This window comes from Pseudomonas sp. p106 (genome assembly GCF_003936645.1).
In the GTDB taxonomy this organism is placed as follows: Bacteria; Pseudomonadota; Gammaproteobacteria; order Pseudomonadales; family Pseudomonadaceae; genus Aquipseudomonas; species Aquipseudomonas putida_E.
The window spans coordinates 253,123-269,212 of sequence record NZ_RHQR01000004.1 but is presented as its reverse complement, the minus strand read 5'-3'; the positions used below and the strand labels follow the sequence as shown (position 1 = coordinate 269,212).

At 52.9% G+C, this 16,090-nt stretch carries 16 protein-coding genes, 1 other RNA gene and 1 pseudogene; 14 read left to right on the top strand and 4 right to left on the bottom strand.

Going from position 1 to position 16,090, the window contains the following annotated elements; genetic code table 11:
- Nucleotides 1–220 precede the first annotated feature (220 nt).
- From ssrA to EGJ09_RS07430, 7 genes and pseudogenes are all read left to right on the top strand, one after another.
- Nucleotides 221–612, top strand: a transfer-messenger RNA (tmRNA) gene (gene ssrA / locus EGJ09_RS07460).
- A 394-nt stretch (nucleotides 613–1,006) separates the two neighbouring features.
- On the top strand, nucleotides 1,007–1,249 hold the full coding sequence (locus EGJ09_RS07455; protein ID WP_125923550.1) for a hypothetical protein: 243 nt from the start codon (nucleotides 1,007–1,009) through the stop codon (nucleotides 1,247–1,249).
- Between the two features lie 114 nt (nucleotides 1,250–1,363).
- Nucleotides 1,364–1,630 carry a DUF3077 domain-containing protein gene (locus EGJ09_RS07450; protein WP_125923549.1) on the top strand — a complete coding sequence of 89 codons (267 nt, stop codon included), beginning with the start codon at nucleotides 1,364–1,366 and terminating at the stop codon, nucleotides 1,628–1,630.
- Nucleotides 1,631–2,365: 735 nt separating this feature from the next.
- A pseudogene (locus tag EGJ09_RS07445) lies at nucleotides 2,366–3,744 on the top strand (YfjI family protein).
- The gene (locus EGJ09_RS07440) at nucleotides 3,728–4,087 is read left to right on the top strand and encodes a hypothetical protein (RefSeq protein ID WP_125923548.1); all 360 of its coding nucleotides are present in this window, start codon (nucleotides 3,728–3,730) and stop codon (nucleotides 4,085–4,087) included. The pseudogene EGJ09_RS07445 and the gene EGJ09_RS07440 overlap by 17 nt, the downstream one beginning before the upstream one ends.
- Nucleotides 4,065–5,045 (top strand): integrase domain-containing protein, encoded by a 981-nt coding sequence (locus EGJ09_RS07435; RefSeq protein WP_125923547.1) that lies wholly within the window; start codon nucleotides 4,065–4,067, stop codon nucleotides 5,043–5,045. The genes EGJ09_RS07440 and EGJ09_RS07435 overlap by 23 nt, the downstream gene beginning before the upstream one ends.
- The gene (locus tag EGJ09_RS07430) at nucleotides 5,042–5,317 is read left to right on the top strand and encodes a hypothetical protein (RefSeq protein WP_125923546.1); all 276 of its coding nucleotides are present in this window, start codon (nucleotides 5,042–5,044) and stop codon (nucleotides 5,315–5,317) included. Before EGJ09_RS07435 ends, EGJ09_RS07430 begins: the two co-directional genes overlap by 4 nt.
- A 113-nt stretch (nucleotides 5,318–5,430) precedes the next feature.
- Here the strand turns inward: EGJ09_RS07430 and EGJ09_RS07425 are convergent, their stop codons facing one another.
- Nucleotides 5,431–5,892: a hypothetical protein gene (locus EGJ09_RS07425; RefSeq protein ID WP_125923545.1), complete on the bottom strand. Its 462-nt coding sequence runs from the start codon at nucleotides 5,890–5,892 to the stop codon at nucleotides 5,431–5,433.
- A gap of 7 nt (nucleotides 5,893–5,899) precedes the next feature.
- Entirely contained in the window at nucleotides 5,900–6,955 is a 1,056-nt protein-coding gene (dbpB, locus tag EGJ09_RS07420) for a DGQHR domain-containing protein DpdB (RefSeq protein ID WP_218567549.1), read from the bottom strand.
- Between the two features lie 402 nt (nucleotides 6,956–7,357).
- Between dbpB (EGJ09_RS07420) and EGJ09_RS07415 the strand changes: the two genes are divergently transcribed.
- Genes EGJ09_RS07415 through EGJ09_RS07385 form a run of 7 tightly spaced genes read left to right on the top strand, consistent with a single transcriptional unit; the run spans nucleotide 7,358 to nucleotide 13,338 of the window.
- Entirely contained in the window at nucleotides 7,358–8,071 is a 714-nt protein-coding gene (locus EGJ09_RS07415) for a hypothetical protein (RefSeq protein ID WP_125923544.1), read from the top strand.
- On the top strand, nucleotides 8,068–9,189 hold the full coding sequence (gene dbpB / locus EGJ09_RS07410; protein ID WP_064613856.1) for a DGQHR domain-containing protein DpdB: 1,122 nt from the start codon (nucleotides 8,068–8,070) through the stop codon (nucleotides 9,187–9,189). The genes EGJ09_RS07415 and dbpB (EGJ09_RS07410) overlap by 4 nt, the downstream gene beginning before the upstream one ends.
- Nucleotides 9,186–10,484 carry a tRNA-guanine transglycosylase DpdA gene (gene dpdA / locus EGJ09_RS07405; RefSeq protein ID WP_125923543.1) on the top strand — a complete coding sequence of 433 codons (1,299 nt, stop codon included), beginning with the start codon at nucleotides 9,186–9,188 and terminating at the stop codon, nucleotides 10,482–10,484. Before dbpB (EGJ09_RS07410) ends, dpdA begins: the two co-directional genes overlap by 4 nt.
- Nucleotides 10,481–11,536, top strand: coding sequence for a DGQHR domain-containing protein DpdB (gene dbpB, locus EGJ09_RS07400; RefSeq protein WP_125923542.1), 1,056 nt, complete (start codon nucleotides 10,481–10,483; stop codon nucleotides 11,534–11,536). The genes dpdA and dbpB (EGJ09_RS07400) overlap by 4 nt, the downstream gene beginning before the upstream one ends.
- Nucleotides 11,537–11,564: 28 nt before the next feature.
- Entirely contained in the window at nucleotides 11,565–12,269 is a 705-nt protein-coding gene (gene queC / locus EGJ09_RS07395; protein WP_125923541.1) for a 7-cyano-7-deazaguanine synthase QueC, read from the top strand.
- Nucleotides 12,266–12,898: a 7-carboxy-7-deazaguanine synthase gene (gene queE / locus EGJ09_RS07390; RefSeq protein WP_125923540.1), complete on the top strand. Its 633-nt coding sequence runs from the start codon at nucleotides 12,266–12,268 to the stop codon at nucleotides 12,896–12,898. The genes queC and queE overlap by 4 nt, the downstream gene beginning before the upstream one ends.
- On the top strand, nucleotides 12,898–13,338 hold the full coding sequence (locus EGJ09_RS07385; protein ID WP_125923539.1) for a 6-carboxytetrahydropterin synthase: 441 nt from the start codon (nucleotides 12,898–12,900) through the stop codon (nucleotides 13,336–13,338). The genes queE and EGJ09_RS07385 overlap by 1 nt, the downstream gene beginning before the upstream one ends.
- 41 nt (nucleotides 13,339–13,379) lie before the next feature.
- On the opposite strand, the gene dpdD is transcribed toward EGJ09_RS07385, so the two are convergent.
- Together dpdD and dpdK are read right to left on the bottom strand one after the other, a co-directional pair.
- Nucleotides 13,380–15,557 (bottom strand): protein DpdD, encoded by a 2,178-nt coding sequence (dpdD, locus tag EGJ09_RS26625; protein ID WP_218567548.1) that lies wholly within the window; start codon nucleotides 15,555–15,557, stop codon nucleotides 13,380–13,382.
- Nucleotides 15,554–16,081: a phospholipase D-like domain-containing protein DpdK gene (gene dpdK / locus EGJ09_RS07375; RefSeq protein ID WP_125923538.1), complete on the bottom strand. Its 528-nt coding sequence runs from the start codon at nucleotides 16,079–16,081 to the stop codon at nucleotides 15,554–15,556. The genes dpdD and dpdK overlap by 4 nt, the downstream gene beginning before the upstream one ends.
- Nucleotides 16,082–16,090: the final 9 nt, after the last annotated feature.

Here is a 16,090-nt window from a genome sequence, read left to right as displayed (position 1 = left end):
GGCCAAGGCTGCGCAGGCGTCGGGCGACACCAAAGAATGCATCGCCATCTCCACCAAAGTGCTCGAACGCCTGGAAAAAACCGACAAGGGCAGCGGCTCGGCCGGTGGCAGCGGAAGCTAAGCTTTGAGCGGGCGGCAAGAAGCGGCTGTCGACGCCGCCCGCGCAAAGGCGTATACTCAGCAGCATGTGCCGAAAGGTACGTCAGCTAGAGCTGAGTGTGGGGCCGATTAGGATTCGACGCCGGTAGCGAAACTCTAGGTGCATGCCGAGTTGGTAACAGAACTCGTAAATCCACTGTTGCAACTTTCTATAGTTGCCAATGACGAAAACTACGAGGGTTACGCTCTCGCTGCGTAAGCAGCTGAGCCCGCTCTCCTGGTAGCTTCGGCTCCAGCAATCATCAGGGGATGCCTGTAAACCCGAAATGATTGTCATACAGAACAGGATCGTCGTGTAGCACGTTGGGGGCAAAGCGACTAAAACTTACCCAACTCGTCCAAAGCACCCTGCCCGTCGGGCGGCTGCGGATTAACTCAATAGACACGGCTAAGCATGTAGTACCGACAGCGGAGTACTGGCGGACGGGGGTTCAAATCCCCCCGGCTCCACCAAATCCTAAAGAAGAAGACGCCCTCGGGCGTCTTTTTTTGTGCCTGAAATAATCAGATCGCACCTGCTTGACGTTACAGATCGTTTCGAAATGCAGCGAAAAAGTCAGATTTATCCCCTTTCTTGTAGTCCATTTCCCAAAGATACTCTCCAACCCTGTTTTCCGTTGCGGTCGCTTTTCCAGGGTCTTAGTCTCGGTGCGTCGTTGCACATCAACGGCATGACTTTGACAGGTCGCGACGGTAAACAACAAAACGGTTCGTCGTTATGGCGGCTGTACGTGCGGGCACGCTTGCGTGCGCCGGAACTTGTTGTTTCCGCCGGTCTGTCAACCCGCGTACAGCTGCCACCCTCTGTTTGACAGCAGACGGTGACGGCCCTGAAATGGAAGCAATCATGTTGAAGATAGTCCCCGATCCACCCCACCTACTCCACTCCCTGGAAGACACACTGATGATGGCCGCTGACTACGCCTTGTGCGCCGAAGTCGTCGCCCAGCAGGCAATGCAGATGCAGCCCAAGTCACCTGTGTCGTTGTTGATCATGACCTCAATGCACGAGCTCGAGGCGCTACGCACATTGCTCGAAGCGGCGCTGGTCCAAATCCAGAAATCCACCGATCCGCAGACGCTGCACTGACCCGCATCATGACCTGCCTGGCCTGACTCTCCCGCACAACGATGAACTTGTAGGCGTCCGGCTTGCCGGCGATAGGGCTAGGCCAGGCGACTACGACTTCAGGGAGATCAAACAGTGACCACCGAAGAAACCAAATTCACCGTCGGCAAAACCACCTTCTTCCAAGGCGAAAACCAGACCCACGCCCTTTTCCGCATCGCAGCCGGCATCCCATGCCAGGCCGCCCGCGAGCAGGCCTCTGAACTGATGGGCTATGCCCGCGACCTGAGCATCGACGGGCTGATGGAAGACAAACCGCAGTTGCTCTGGGCCTCGCACTACCTTTGCGCCTTGGCAAAGGCCCTGCTCGATGATGCAGAACTGGGGATGATGAAAACTTGAGCGCTACTCTGTGCAGGCTAAGCGTGCTCCCGTAGTAGAAGCTAGCTTCGCCAAGTTGCTCCCCGTGTTTTCCACTACCCCTATCGGGCCAATACAAGCGCTGCCATTGGCGGTACCCAGGTACCAAAGTCTTCAATACCCATCCCACTCGATGCGGTGGTTCTTCCAAGGGCGATCAGCATCCGACAGCTTCCTCGGTGTTGGGTGCTCTCTAACCTCATGGCCATCGTGCGCCAGCTACCCATTACCTAGCTGCCCTGCAGCAACCTATCCGCTTGGCCGAATCTTGCGCCAACCTGTGCCCGTCTCTTTCTCTGGACAGAGACGGGCACTTCGAACACTGCTGCAGCCTTGATCACACAAGGCTTTGCGGCATTCCCCCCCCGTGACAAACGCCGATGTAACCAGCAACAACTGTAGATGATGATGCCGCAGACCAGGGAATTGACTGCACCTGACTGACAATCGTATATCCACTGTCATCGCAGTTCTGCTTGCACCCAGCTCAGGATCTCGCGGCACTGGTCTCGTCAGCCAATGCAGCCTCCGCCCGCCCACCGCTATCGGTGCTCAGGAGGCCAGATCATGAGATGCCCTAGCTCTTGGTCGTAAGGAGCCGCCAGTTCCGCATCAGTGGACACCCTCACAGGTCGCACGGGCCTTGATCCCTGATAACACTAAGCATTCTTGGCGGGATGATGTGAGGGAGAGATCGGTAATTTATGGAGGACGTCTATGCAACTGCGCGAAGTACAAGGGCCACCACGCCCCTTGTGGGAACAGCAGATTACGCCCCTACCCCAGATCTGTTGGGGCCTGCCGTGGAACGCATGGCCGATGTGATCGGCGTGCCCTGCGCCATGGCCGCGCAATCTGTTCTAGCCACGGCAGCTTTGGCGAGCCAGGCGCACGCCAATGTTCACCTCGACGGCCGAATCTATCCGTTGTCGCTGCACTTGCTGACAGTGGCTTGCTCGGGCGATCGCAAAAGCGCAGTGGACCATGTTGCGTTGCAGGCCGTATGCGACTGGGAAAGGCAGCAGTGGATCGCTTATGGCGAACAGCTCAAGGCGCACCGAGCTGCAATGAGCCTCACCGCGAAGTCACCGATCTCGAAAAAGTCAGCACAGCTAGCGCTGGACGCCCAACCTGAACCTGTCCAACCAAGACTGCTCACTGCTGAGCCGACCATTGAAAGCCTGGTCAAAAGCCTGTGCCACGGCTTGCCCAGCATGGGGCTGTTCAGCGATGAGGGCGGGCAGTTTTTGGGCGGTAGCACCATGAGCAAGGACAACATGATCAAGGCGATCACTCATTTGTCGACGCTGTGGGACGGTAGCCCGATTGATCGGTCGCGCGCGATGACTGGAGAAAGTCTGCGTGCCTACGATCGCCGCCTCAGCATGCACTTGATGCTTCAACCCCGCCTGGCGGACCGCTTGCTGCAGGACGCTGATATCAAAGACCAGGGCATCCTGGGACGCTGTCTGATCAGTTGGCCAGAGCGTCTGGTTGGACAACGACTGTACAAAGCCATCGACCTGACCCGAGATCCAAAGGTGCACCTGTACCAGCAGCGCATTGCCGCGCTGATGCAGAAGCCTTGGTCAAGGCAGACAGATGGTGGCCTCACACATGCGGTCATAGAGTTGAGCCCACGCGCCCGTGAAGCATGGATTGCCATTCACGACACAATTGAATGCGAGTCAGGGGAGTTTGGCGAGCTGGTCAACGTCCAAGCTGCAGCGAGCAAAGCCGCCGCGAACGTACTACGCATGGCTGGTGTGATGGCGGTGGTTGAGGAATCGACTGTATTGGAAGACATGCACATTCAGCGCGCCTCCACGCTGATGGATTACTACCTGGCCGAGAACCAACGCCTGACTGAACAGGAACCACTGAATAAGCTTCGCGCAGAGGCTGATTGCCTGCTGCGCTGGTTGATAAAGAAGAACTGGCCACCGTTTCGCCTGCGCGACCTTACGCGCAACGGCCCCCGCTTTGCCCGTAAAAGCACGCGGCACACCTTCGAGTTATTGCAGCAACTGGTTGCCCATAACTGGCTGGACAATGACGGGGACATATTCGAGGTGCGCCATGTTCCGACTCAATGACGCCGTGCGCCGCTATCGGGCGCAACATTGCTTGCCGACCGAGTTACGGAGTGTCGCCGCCACGGCCACCACTTTGTCGCCACGTGCCAATCCAGATGCGGCGAGGGATGTCGCCAGTGTCGCCGCTGTCGCCACTCCAACATCCGAGTCCATCGACCTCGCTCGGCTTATCGAGCAGTTGCAAGAAGAAGGAGCTTCGCTGCAACGCAGCGAAAACGCCCTTCTCATCCGCCCAGCACACTGGGGACAGTTGGACAGCATCGGTCCCCACTGGAAAGCCCTACTGCTGCTCCTACAAACCAACGATCAAGGTAAAGACAATGGCACTGGTCGGACGGCGTGACGGTCGCAACTTTGGCTACGGTCGCCAGCTGAGCTACGCCGGTCGGCAAGCACTGGAGGATCTGTTTGCCGGCGGTCATTTCGCCACCGTGAAAGCACACAGCGATCGCTGGCAAGCCTTCGTGCGCTGGTGTCGGTCAGAGGACGGCCCCGGTTACAACGATGCACGCCAGATTGATCGACAGATGCTGGAGGACTACGTCGCATACCTGCGCCAGCAGATCCAGCAAGGCGAACTGTGCATCGCCACCGCGCAAAACCGCCTGAGCAGCGTTAACCGAACCCTCGCCGCGCTGCGCGGTGATCAGGACGTGAGAGTCATCAGCCCAAGCCAGGCGCTGGGACAACACCGCTCCAACGTGCGCACCCGTGTGCCGGACGGCCAAGATTATCAGGACGTACAGCGAGTGGCGCTGTCGCTGGTGGAACACCAACACGAGCGGGTGGCCGCTATCATCATGTTGGCCCGGACTACCGGTATGCGCCTGCGCGAAGCGATCCTGGCGAACCTGCCGCGCTTGCACCACGAGGCCGAGTCGCTTGGTCGCATCAATATCCAGGAAGGCACCAAAGGCGGGCGAAGCGGGGCATCGGCGCCGCGTTGGATCATAGCCAATGAAGGGGTCAAAGCATCACTCCAATTGGCGCGCAACGCATCGCCGACCGGCAGCCACAACTTACTACACCGGGCCGAAACCTACGCCGCGTTCTTACAACGGACGGTGCTCCCCGCTCGCGAAATTCTGCACAAGCACGGTATAAAGGGCTTTCATGAACTGCGCGCGGCCTACGCTTGCGAACGTTACGCGCAACTCACCAGCCGTGCTGCACCAGTCAATGATGACCACAGCTACCGCATCGACCGCGATCTTGATCAGTGGGCGCGTCAACAGATCAGCCTTGAACTTGGACACTACCGGATTGATGTAGTGTCGGCCTACATTGGTGGCCGATCATGAGCAAACCCTTTGATATGGCGCTGTTCCTCAGCGGAGTATTGGGCGGCTCGAAGAGCACCCAGCAACGACATCTACGGCAAGCGCGAATCATGCAGGCCGCCATCCAACGGAGATGGCAGCGAGACAATCCTTGGACTTGGCAACTCAAACATTTACGCTGGTTTCTTACTCAAAACCTGCAGAATCATTCCGATCACAGCCACTACTATTATCGGCTCACTGCCCGACTGGTGTGCAAACGCCTAGGCAAAGACCGAAAGAAACTCCTATGACTTAAAGCACTTGAGTATGCTTGATTTAGCCACACTCAAACGAAGAGTCAAAGTGGAGTCTTCGCCGCCAGCAAGACCATATGAACCCTCAAGAACACCTGCAACTCGCCGCATCAAGCCTTCCATGAATCAAGATCACAACACAAATTATCGAACAAGAACTCTACAACTTTAGCTCGCCCATCACCCAATGCTGAAGCAATAGTAAGCACCGAAACCAACATAGAGTTAACGACATGCAAATCAGTTACATTACCAAGGCAACTCAATACTTCCTCAAACTTCTCGAGCATAGTCGTTTGAGTAAAATTCAAACCTTGAACCACATGCGTGGAAGGAGTCAAGTAGAGAATGTTCGCACGCGCCCGCAAGCCATACGCCTCAGTCAACATACCATAACCTTCGGAAGGGAAAGCCGCATCTTGCCCTGCCAGCCTTCTCAGTGCCTCCTGAAAAGCCATGGACAAATGAAGAATAAGCTCTGAGAATTCCTTTACACTGACTTCACTGTCCAGTGCTGCAGATTTACTTGAGGACTTTAACACAGTCATAACACCTCCAAAAATTGGCAGCATCTACTCTTCAACTAGCTATTAGTTCCGAACTCCTGAGCACCCTAGTCAAATGATCAGTCAGGAGATGAATGTCACCATGTAGATTTTGGATTCCATTCCACGGCCGGTTGCCAGTTTTGAAAAGCCAATCCCCCGAACCAGACGTCCAAGCAGTATAGCCTTGCAGTTTTTTCAGGCCTAACTTAAACACTGGAGCCAATGGTACTCCTGTAGCACACAACTGTTCCATGACGAACCCCATAGAGATAATCCCTGCACTATGGACGAGGCGCGAACTTTTTGGCGTATGCCCATGCCAAGCATCTCCAAACACTTCTTGGACCGCCTGGAAAAATTCGCTAATAGCTAAAAAACAAAGATCTTCGCCACCCGAAAACTCAATAACCTCTCGGCAGTAACCGTCGGAAAGGGAGTTCATCACCAACTTTTGAAGCGAAGTATCACCTAATACGCCCAGAGGGTTAGTATGCTGCTTTATTTGCCCTTGCAACGAAGACCTATCGTCATAATTCAGCATTTCCACGATACGAGCAGCTCGGGAGCGGGAAGTCATTCTAAGTGGAAGACCACTCACTCCTGGAAGCAGTTCGTAAACCAAAGATTTTGGCAGTGGACTTGTATTATTAACTAGAATAAATTGCCGACGAAGTTCTTCCTGACTCTTACAGACAAGGGCGGAAACGAGTAACTGGAACGAACTTCCTTCGATCCCAGCCAACGCAGAAAGACGCTGCTGCCCATCTACAACGAACCCAGGCGGACCGGATGAAATGTCCACTTCAATTTCTGCATAAGCCCCAGTCCCCTCAACCACCTTTACTCCACCGGTGAACGCTAGCACCACTGAATTGGGCATTACCGCATCTGGACGAGTCAGGTAATCGCGGATCTCTCGTATGTGTTTGGACACCTGAGGCCGCTGGAATCCATTAAGAATTCCACGATCATCACGCTTGACTCGGTCGATGCTAGCGATCGCCAAAATCTGCTCAACCGTCGCCGCAAACGATACCACCTGGTGGCTTTGGCTCTGTAAGGCCTTGATTGCGCTGAACTTAAGCAATGAAACTATTCCTTCTTTGAGCGCCCTCCAACAGAGGGGCAACAGCACTTTTCAGGCCCTTATACCAACCTAAACGCACAAAAACCAGACAATTTTCATGGCCTAAGCAGTTATTCAATGCTAAATTAGCAACCCCAGATAAATGCAGAACCATCACCACAAAGGTTTGCAGTTTTTCGTATGAGAACCGTCATCATTACCAACTGCACCAATCGAAAGCGCCTTGATGGCCTGCCCTCGGTGGTGCTGAGCGACGAATGCTTCCCATCGCTTGCAGCTATGGCGCAGGCGTGGAAGGAGCGAGTCGACGAGCGTCCTGCCACTCAGACGGCATCTTCACTTTACCTGGGTAGGAGCGTTTCCGACGCGAAGTGCGTCGCTACGAGGCTGGGAGCGAGGCTAATGTTCGCGTCGACCGGCTTAGGGTTGGTTGAGAGCGATCATAAGTGTCCGCCCTACGACCTGACTGTGTCTCAAGATCCGAATTCTATCATCCCACACCTCGAAAAATGGGGGCTCCGCGCGTCAGACTGGTGGGAAGCCGTGAATGGCACCCGTGAAAGAGCAAGCGCCCTAGCTGATCTCGTCAGCCATCCAGACATCGATTTAACGCTGATCGCACTCACTTCAAGCTACGTTCAGTTGATAGCTGCAGACCTCGAAAAAATAGAGGATGCACACATCGACAAGGTCAGGATATTCACTTCGCGCCCAGGCATTGAGATGCTTCCCCGTCGCTTGCGAAGCATGGCGATGCCCTATGACGAACGACTTGAAGGCTCAACACTACCAGGCACTCGCAATGATTTCCCTCAGAGAGCCATGCGTCACTTCGTTGAGGTTCTTGAACTGTCGAGTGCTCCTGCAGAAGTCGCTCGGAAGGCCGTCTCCGAAGCGATGAATGATTTGTCGCCAGCCAAAATGACTGTCCGACGTCGCGCATCGGACAGTGAAATTGCCTACATGCTCGAGTGTGTGTGGTCCGACTACAAAGGCAGTTCCACCCGCTTGTTACGCTACCTAAGGGATGTGGCCCAAGTCTCGTGCGAGCAATCGCGTTTCCGGAAAATCTGGCGCGACATCAAATGCCAGGACAGCATAGAGAGCAAAGCATGACGAGCGAAAATGCGATTGTGGTGCGTGCACTACGCACCACTCAAGGCGACAACCTTGATGTATACGCATTATTCATCAAAGGATCTGACCTGGTCCGGATTGCTGACATTACCCGCCTTTCTCGCGAAGACAGTAGCCCCCTCAAGGGCTTCCAGCGCCCCGAGATTAAAAACCATGTCAAAGGGATTACCGAGTACCTCAATCAGGGAAACGTGCTCTTCCCCAACGCAATCATCCTGGCGCTGTCTCCGGACCTACGCTTCGTTGCCGCACGCGGAAGCAAGCCGACCGGCGACGCGGGGCTCTCGCAAGCGGGTACCCTGACGATCCCTATTAGGGAGGAAGGCTTGAGATCTGCCTGGATCGTGGACGGGCAACAGCGCTCGATAGCGCTAGCGAAAGCAGCCAATTCAGATCTACCAGTTCCAGTGATCGGTTTCGTATCTGACAGCCTGACCACCCAGCGCGAGCAGTTCATTTTGGTCAACAAAGCAAAGCCCTTGCCTACTCGACTGATCAATGAACTACTGCCAGAGACGGGCGGTATTCTTTTACCCCGCGAGCTGAGTGCTCGCAAAGCTCCGGCTGAGTTATGCGGGCTTCTTAGCCGTGATCCTAACTCTCCTTTCTATAAACTCATTAAGCGGTCGTCCGAGCACAATTGCAAAGCAGTTATCACTGACACTGCTGTCATCACGATGATCCGGAACAGCATTAGTAATCCGCTGGGGGCATTGGCTCCGTACACCTCAAGCAGAGACGGTGCAGCTAACGTTGAGTCCATGTATCACCTGCTGACAACCTTCTGGCGAGCTGTCCGCGATACGTTCCCAGAGGCGTGGGCACTTGAATCCAAGAACAGTCGCCTCATGCACTCTGCAGGGGTAATTGCCATGGGCGTCCTTATGGATCGGATCTACGCCAAAATCGGAGGGCAGCGCGAGACCTACGACGCCATACTGAATGAACTGAGCAGAGTCGCCCCCTACTGTGCATGGACATCAGGTCAGTGGCCGATTATTAATGCCCAGTGGAATGAAATCCAAAGCACCCCCCAAGATATCAAGGTACTGCAAGAGACCTTGATCCGCCTCTATATGACCAGCGCTCACCAATGAAATTCTTATACGCCGACACCCAAGACTATGTAGACCCGGACTACGACTTCATCAACGATCGAAATGCGCCGGGCCGTAAGAGATACTGGGATGACCGTTATGCGCACGAAATGATGTCCCCTATCCCTTATGACGGACTCTTGGTTTCGATGAGCGCTGTGCGGCCCGCAAATGGGGTCGCTAACTCAAAGGTTCGGTATTCAACTTCCGAACAGCAGCGTTTCCTGAGAGAGGGTGTGCGTAAATTTCTACGACTCGATGGCGTCCAGTTCAAAGACACTATGGTTTTGGGCGACTGTGGGGCTTTCGCCTATGTAGAGCATCCGACCCCTGCGTATAGCCCAAGCGAGGTAGTAGAGTTCTACTCAGATGCAGGATTCACCCACGGTTGCTCGCCGGACCACATTATATTCGACTGCGACTCCAGCAATCCTCCAGCGGAGAGTCAGTCGGAAGATGTGCTGTTTCGATACGAAATCACACTAAAAAATGCGCAAGAATTTCTGCGCCTGGTGAAAGATGCGGGATGGCCCTTTGAGCCTCTAGGGGCAGTGCAGGGTTGGTCTCCACAGAGCATGGCGAGCGCTGCCAAACAACTTGAAGAGATGGGATATCGCTACTTGGCAATCGGGGGACTAGTTCCTCTAAAGGTCGATCAAATTCATGAAGTTCTGAAAGCGCTTCGTGCGATTCTTAAGCCAGAAACAAATATTCATCTCTTGGGCTTTGCCAAAGCCGAAAACATACATGAATTCACTGGATATGGCATTACCAGTTTTGACTCAACGTCCCCCCTCATACGCGCATTCAAAGATGCAAAATGCAACTATTACATGGGCACCACAACAAGCAAACTGGATTATTACACCGCCATCCGCATCCCTCAGGCCATTGAAAATCCACGCCTTATGCAGGGAATAAAAAAAGGCACGCTAAGCGCAGAAGAACTACAAGAAAAAGAAAGATTGGCACTATCAGCAATCCGTGAGTACGACAAAGGCCTGCTCGACTTTGACTCAACCCTAGGAGTGCTAGTCGACTATCTCCGGCTAACACTGTCGGGATCGATATCATCACCAGCAGAAATGGAAAAAGAAATAGCAAAACATATCCGGCTGATCTCACCCACACTGAGAGATAAGCCGTGGCAAAAATGCCAGTGCTCGATTTGCCAGTCAACTGGCATCGAAACCATTATATTTAGAGCAAGTAACAGAAACAAAAGACGCGGGTTTCACAACCTGGGCGTTTATCACCGCCACCTTCAGAAAACTCTGGAATCTTCGAAACAATGATCTATCGATTCAAGGGTGTGCGCGCCCAACAGGCATCCGGGCATGACGTATTTTCTTTCGCGGCCACTCCAAATGACATTTTAGAATTTTCTGAAATTGAGAGAGTCGGACGCAATGAAGACGGTCATCTTAAGGGTTTTCAGCGCCACCAGGTGGCCTCGCACATTAGAGATATTCGCGACTACCTTCAACGCGATGATGCATTGCTCCCTAACGCGATCATCTTAGCCTTTCTAGATGGAGTCACAATTAAAGACCTCGGCGAAGGCATCGTAGAAATCGTCATTGAGACTACTGATTCCAAGCCAGGCTTTGTGGTTGATGGCCAACAACGACTCAGTGCCCTTGCGACGATGGAAAAGCCTGGGTTCCAGGTGTTCGTATCTGCATTGATTTGTAAAGACTACAACGAATTACGACAACAGTTTGTGCTTGTTAACAATACGCGACCGCTTCCAAAGTCACTGATTTATGAACTTCTACCAACTGTTGACGGCTTACCCGAACGATTCACCAGTCGCAAATTCGCAGCTCACATTATTGATTTATTAAACTTCTTGCCGAACTCCTCTCTGTTCGGCGAGATCAAGCAACATACAAACCCCAAGGGAGTTTTAAGCGACATGGCGATGCAGAAGTTCGTAATGAACTCTGCTAACGATGGCGCCATTCGTAGCTTCATGAAATTTGATGACTTTGAGGGGCGCAGCATCGAACTTATCAACAATTTCTTTCACGCAGTGCGCGTGGTTTTCAGATCGGAGTGGGAAGGACTAGCTCCCAGAAACTCACGTTTGAAGCACGGGGCGGGCCTAGTATCGTTGAGTTTCGTTATGGAAATGCTTTACTCCGAGCAAGGTTCGGCCAGCAAAGAAGAGTTCATCAAAGGCCTCAGACTTTTGAAACCTCACACCGCATGGACAAGTGGTGAATGGCATATTTCAGAAACTGACCAACGCCCCTGGAACGGTATCCAAAACACCCCTACTGATATCGGACTACTTACGAAGTACCTGACCGAAAAGCTTAAGCACGAACTGAAGCGTCGCTAAGTACACGCCCGGTTCTGAGGATGGGAATATGCATAAAAAAGCCTTAGTTTTATTTTCAGGCGGGCAAGACTCCACAACCTGCCTTGCCTGGGCGCTAGAGCGCTACGAGTACGTTGAGACTATTGGCTTTGATTATGGCCAGAGGCACGAAATAGAACTCCAGTGCCGGATAAATATCTTGCTGGAGATACGTAACAGATTCCCGAACTGGGCTAAGCGACTTGGCGATGATCACGTACTTGATCTTAAATTACTCGGCCAGATCAGCGATACGGCGATGACAGCCGAGAAGACAATAGAATTTGAGAAGAACGGGCTTCCCAACACTTTTGTCCCTGGGCGCAATCTGCTGTTCTTCACCTTTGCTGCCGCCATCGCGTATCGACGAGGACTTAGCGTACTAGTGGGCGGAATGTGTGAAACGGATTACTCAGGCTATCCAGACTGTCGAGACAACACGCTGAAGTCGCTGCAGGTGTCTCTCGGCCTTGGCATGGATTTACCGTTGGTTATCGAGACACCCTTGATGTGGCTGGATAAGAAGCAGACATGGGACTTGGCTAAAGACGTTGGCGGGCTTGGCTTTGTCGAGTTTGTTCAGGAGGAAACCCACACCTGTTACCTAGGCGACCGTCAGCGTCGACATGAGTGGGGATACGGGTGCAATGACTGCCCAGCTTGCGAGTTGCGCCGAAACGGCTTCGAGGCATTCCAGCGGGATAACGACGTATGACCTACAGCGTTAAGGAAATTTTCTACACCTTGCAAGGAGAAGGGCTTCGAGCGGGCCGGCCAGCTGTATTCTGTCGCTTTGCGGGGTGCAATCTCTGGAGCGGCCGGGAAGCCGACCGCTCCCAAGCGGTATGCCAGTTCTGTGACACCGATTTTGTTGGTACAAACGGAACCTCGGGAGGTAAGTACCTGAGCGCGGAGGCCTTGGGCGAGCGGATTAGCTCGCAGTGGCCAGTTGGCCAAGCGCACCGTTATGTCGTGCTCACAGGAGGTGAACCGTTGCTACAGGTCGATGAGGACCTGATCAACGCACTTCATAACCAAGATTTCGAGGTAGCGGTTGAGACAAATGGGACCATCGCAGCGCCTGCCGGTATCGACTGGATCTGTGTCAGCCCCAAGGCTGGCACAGAGTGGGTACAGCAAAGCGGTGACGAATTGAAACTCGTCTACCCACAACCGGGGTTGCTGCCCGACACCATTACCGCCACTGACTTCGAGTACTACCTATTACAACCAATGGATGGTCCATTGCAACGGCAAAACACTCGATCCGCAATTGCCTATTGTCAAGCCAATACCAAGTGGCGACTGTCCGTGCAAACACACAAAATATTGGAGATCCGCTGATGTCCACACCTCCAATTGCCCCTCCGTCCCCTTCGCCCGCCGCTGAGTCCATGCTTAACTCGAATAGCAACACGGTTTGCGAATTGTCGCAGCGGTTCTACTTTGAGGCTGCCCATACATTGAATCGTGGCATAGAGACCGAAAGCAGTCGCCGCATCCATGGGCATACCTATGAAGCGGAGGTAACCGTCGCAGGCCAGCCAGATGCCACCTCCGGCATGCTAATTGACCTAGGCTACCTACGAAGCGAGATTGCACGTGTTCGCGAGATGCTTGATCACCGGCTACTTGACGAGGTGCAAGATCTGGGGCCGGCCACAATCGAAAACCTGTGTGCTTTTATCCGTAAGCAACTCGAAGATTCAGTACCCAGCCTCTGCGCCGTGATGGTGGAGCGCCGCCTCAGTGGTGACCGCTGCGTTTTGCGCTGGAGGAAATAATGACCTGTTTCAAAATCATTAAGTCCATAATACTCCAACACCTAAATAGACTTCCGCCCCACCCCCTCTATAAACTCACGAATGATGCTTGAAGCCCCCTTACCATGCGGATAGATAATATCTTTTCTTACACTAATCACAGGATAGAACGCCTGATGTTTTGAACTGCGAGATGAGAATACAAAATAATCTGCGGTTTTAGCTAGATGGCACAAGGCTGGCGTAGATGAATGATCGCTATTGATCTCAACCTTGAGCCCTTTAAAAATAATTTCCAGTACATCCCTGGCGCGACGCGCGGCCCCCTCTGTGAGGGTGTAGATAGCCAACAATTTTCCTTGTAAGTCAGGGACTGATCTTATCGCTGAGTCGGTATCTGAGTTAGAGTCTTTGTTATCGGTAAAGTCTGGAGTTGACTCACCGACCTCAAGAATTTCTCGCATTAGCACAAAGGTCAACTGGCGTACCGCTGGATCTTTAATTTGTCTCCAATGTTTTGACGCGAAATCCTGTAGCGCTTGCCAGACCTGGCGACGCAATGGCTCAACTGGGCAGGGCGCATCCAGTAGCACATCCACCGACTCCAGCATTTTGGAATACGCTTCAGGCCCTTTATTGACCTCCCACAGCATTAATATCGCGTCGATCAACCTCGTATATTCATCGACGGTGAACGGTTGCGCTAACATCAACTGTGTCAGTTGCGCGGCCAGTGACAGCAATGCTGGATTGACTATGGAATCAAGGGCTAGCAACTCTAACAGTTCTAACCAGAGAATTCCTCGGCAAGTCAGGTCCCGCTCCTCCAACCAATCCAGAAGCAGCGGCAGCGTGTTACGAAGAACAGCCTGCCCAGCAGGCGATCCGGCCTGGATACAGTGAAGCAACTTTTCCGCGCTAAAGGATTCAACTGTCCAATTTTCGCAGTACTCTTGTGCCTCACGCTCCAGCCCACCATCTAGCGATTCAGCATCATCCAAGCGCTGAAACCAACTATCCCAACCGCCTAGCTGTTCTTTAGAAAAGCGCTTCTGCATATCTTGCCAAATTGCAGTCATCATAGGAAATGACTGCAGCGGTTCAAACCAAGACACAGGCATGGCCTGCAACTGTTTCCACAATTGCTGCAATTCACCTAATGACACATCCAGCGATCGCTGCAGTAACGCTTGTACCGCTCCAGGCCCCTCCCTCTGACCTTTCGACTCACCGACCACCGTCTGTATATCAACCTCAGGTTCAACTACCTGAACTGATCCTGCCCAATGTAGTAGTTTACTTAACCAGTCCGAATCGACAAAAACGGGCGCATGCTGCTGAATCTGTACATTCCCCAACACAGCGGCACCAGCAATCCACAACTGCCAGTCTTGCTTAAAGCTTTCGTGAACCTCAAACAGCGGAACTGACATGAATAGCGGGTTTAACGGGAAGCACAAATCAGCCAACTCAACCCTGCTTTCCCCGGCTATCACATCAGTAATAAGCAGCCGATTAAGTCCCAGATGCCCCAGCGCTCGAAGCATTACGCGAACTAGCCGTAACGGTATACGACCGCCGAGTAGACTGGGCAAACGTGGATGGTTAATAATGTCCTGCCAACGGTCTGCTGAAGCCAATGCCTGCAACTCTAACGATAGCAGGTTAGGCGGACTGAAACCTCCCGAGTTCTTAAGCTCGCCGTAAAAGCGCCAAGCATTTTCGCCATCATGTAGTCGGTAGGCCAACATGAAATCACGCAGAACTCGACCTATTGGCCGTTTAGCCAATGACATAAGTGCGGGACGTTGACGATACAACTGCAGCACATTAGCAAGCACTGTAAATATTCGATGCTTCTGCTGCTCACCTACCCCGTCCAGCAAGTCAATACGCAGCAACCCTGCGGGTGAACGCGCTAGCAATGCACTTTGTCCCTCATTACTTGGAGTGCTGATAAGACCATACACAGGAGCGGTACCCGCCGTTCCTAAGAACGCCGAAAGTACCTGACGTAACTCCTCCAGCGCTCGGCCGTCCTCAGCCGCTGCGTAGAAACATAATTCCGGAGGTCGACTGTACGGCAACAATAGAGGCCACTTCCCGGCACAAGCACTTTCCAGCAAAGGTTCCAACAAACGCTGATGCGGTTGCGGGTATTTTCCGGCAATTACTTTTTCTGGATCGATCTTATTATCGACCGAGAAAAACGGTTGCAACCAGGCCGGCACTTCGCTCATGAACATGCCTCGAAGCGGTAATAATCTTCAAACTCCAGTAGCGCTTCGGAAATTATCTGCGGATTATTTGTCAACATGACGTGCTCGTCGTTGCGATTTGTACCGCTCCAAGTGTAGTTCATTGAACCCTTCAAAAAACAATTTTTAGTAAGCAGGCCTTTAGTATGAACCTGATCACTATACTGGTAACAAAAATCTTGATCGGCAACCAAGCGACCGCTCAGTTGTTGGACAAACCGACGACTGTGAACGTCGTCTCTGGTTACAATCCGCAACCGGCAACCACCGTTAACTGCTCGCGCCAATACCTCATTAAAACCAACCTCTCTACTACCCCAACCAGGTTCAAGTGCATCCCACTGCCCGGAACAGTTGTCCAGAACAGGAAAGTCACTCAGCCAGGGTGACACTAGCCATATAGGCTCTGGACGGAGTAATAGACCCGCCATTAACCCGCCAAGTACTTCACGAAACTGCCTACGACCCAGAGGGCCGTGTAAAAAAATTTGCCGCTGATCAGTCATGCTAAATCT

Coding starts and splice junctions, on each gene's coding strand:
- EGJ09_RS07455 (WP_125923550.1), top strand. CDS start 1,007: ATGTTGAAGATAGTCCCCGATCCACCCCACCTACTCCACTCCCTGGAA.
- EGJ09_RS07440 (WP_125923548.1), top strand. CDS start 3,728: ATGTTCCGACTCAATGACGCCGTGCGCCGCTATCGGGCGCAACATTGC.
- EGJ09_RS07435 (WP_125923547.1), top strand. CDS start 4,065: ATGGCACTGGTCGGACGGCGTGACGGTCGCAACTTTGGCTACGGTCGC.
- EGJ09_RS07430 (WP_125923546.1), top strand. CDS start 5,042: ATGAGCAAACCCTTTGATATGGCGCTGTTCCTCAGCGGAGTATTGGGC.
- EGJ09_RS07425 (WP_125923545.1), bottom strand. CDS start 5,892: ATGCTGCCAATTTTTGGAGGTGTTATGACTGTGTTAAAGTCCTCAAGT.
- EGJ09_RS07415 (WP_125923544.1), top strand. CDS start 7,358: ATGTTCGCGTCGACCGGCTTAGGGTTGGTTGAGAGCGATCATAAGTGT.
- dbpB (WP_064613856.1), top strand. CDS start 8,068: ATGACGAGCGAAAATGCGATTGTGGTGCGTGCACTACGCACCACTCAA.
- dpdA (WP_125923543.1), top strand. CDS start 9,186: ATGAAATTCTTATACGCCGACACCCAAGACTATGTAGACCCGGACTAC.
- dbpB (WP_125923542.1), top strand. CDS start 10,481: ATGATCTATCGATTCAAGGGTGTGCGCGCCCAACAGGCATCCGGGCAT.
- queC (WP_125923541.1), top strand. CDS start 11,565: ATGCATAAAAAAGCCTTAGTTTTATTTTCAGGCGGGCAAGACTCCACA.
- queE (WP_125923540.1), top strand. CDS start 12,266: ATGACCTACAGCGTTAAGGAAATTTTCTACACCTTGCAAGGAGAAGGG.
- EGJ09_RS07385 (WP_125923539.1), top strand. CDS start 12,898: ATGTCCACACCTCCAATTGCCCCTCCGTCCCCTTCGCCCGCCGCTGAG.
- dpdD (WP_218567548.1), bottom strand. CDS start 15,557: ATGAGCGAAGTGCCGGCCTGGTTGCAACCGTTTTTCTCGGTCGATAAT.
- dpdK (WP_125923538.1), bottom strand. CDS start 16,081: ATGACTGATCAGCGGCAAATTTTTTTACACGGCCCTCTGGGTCGTAGG.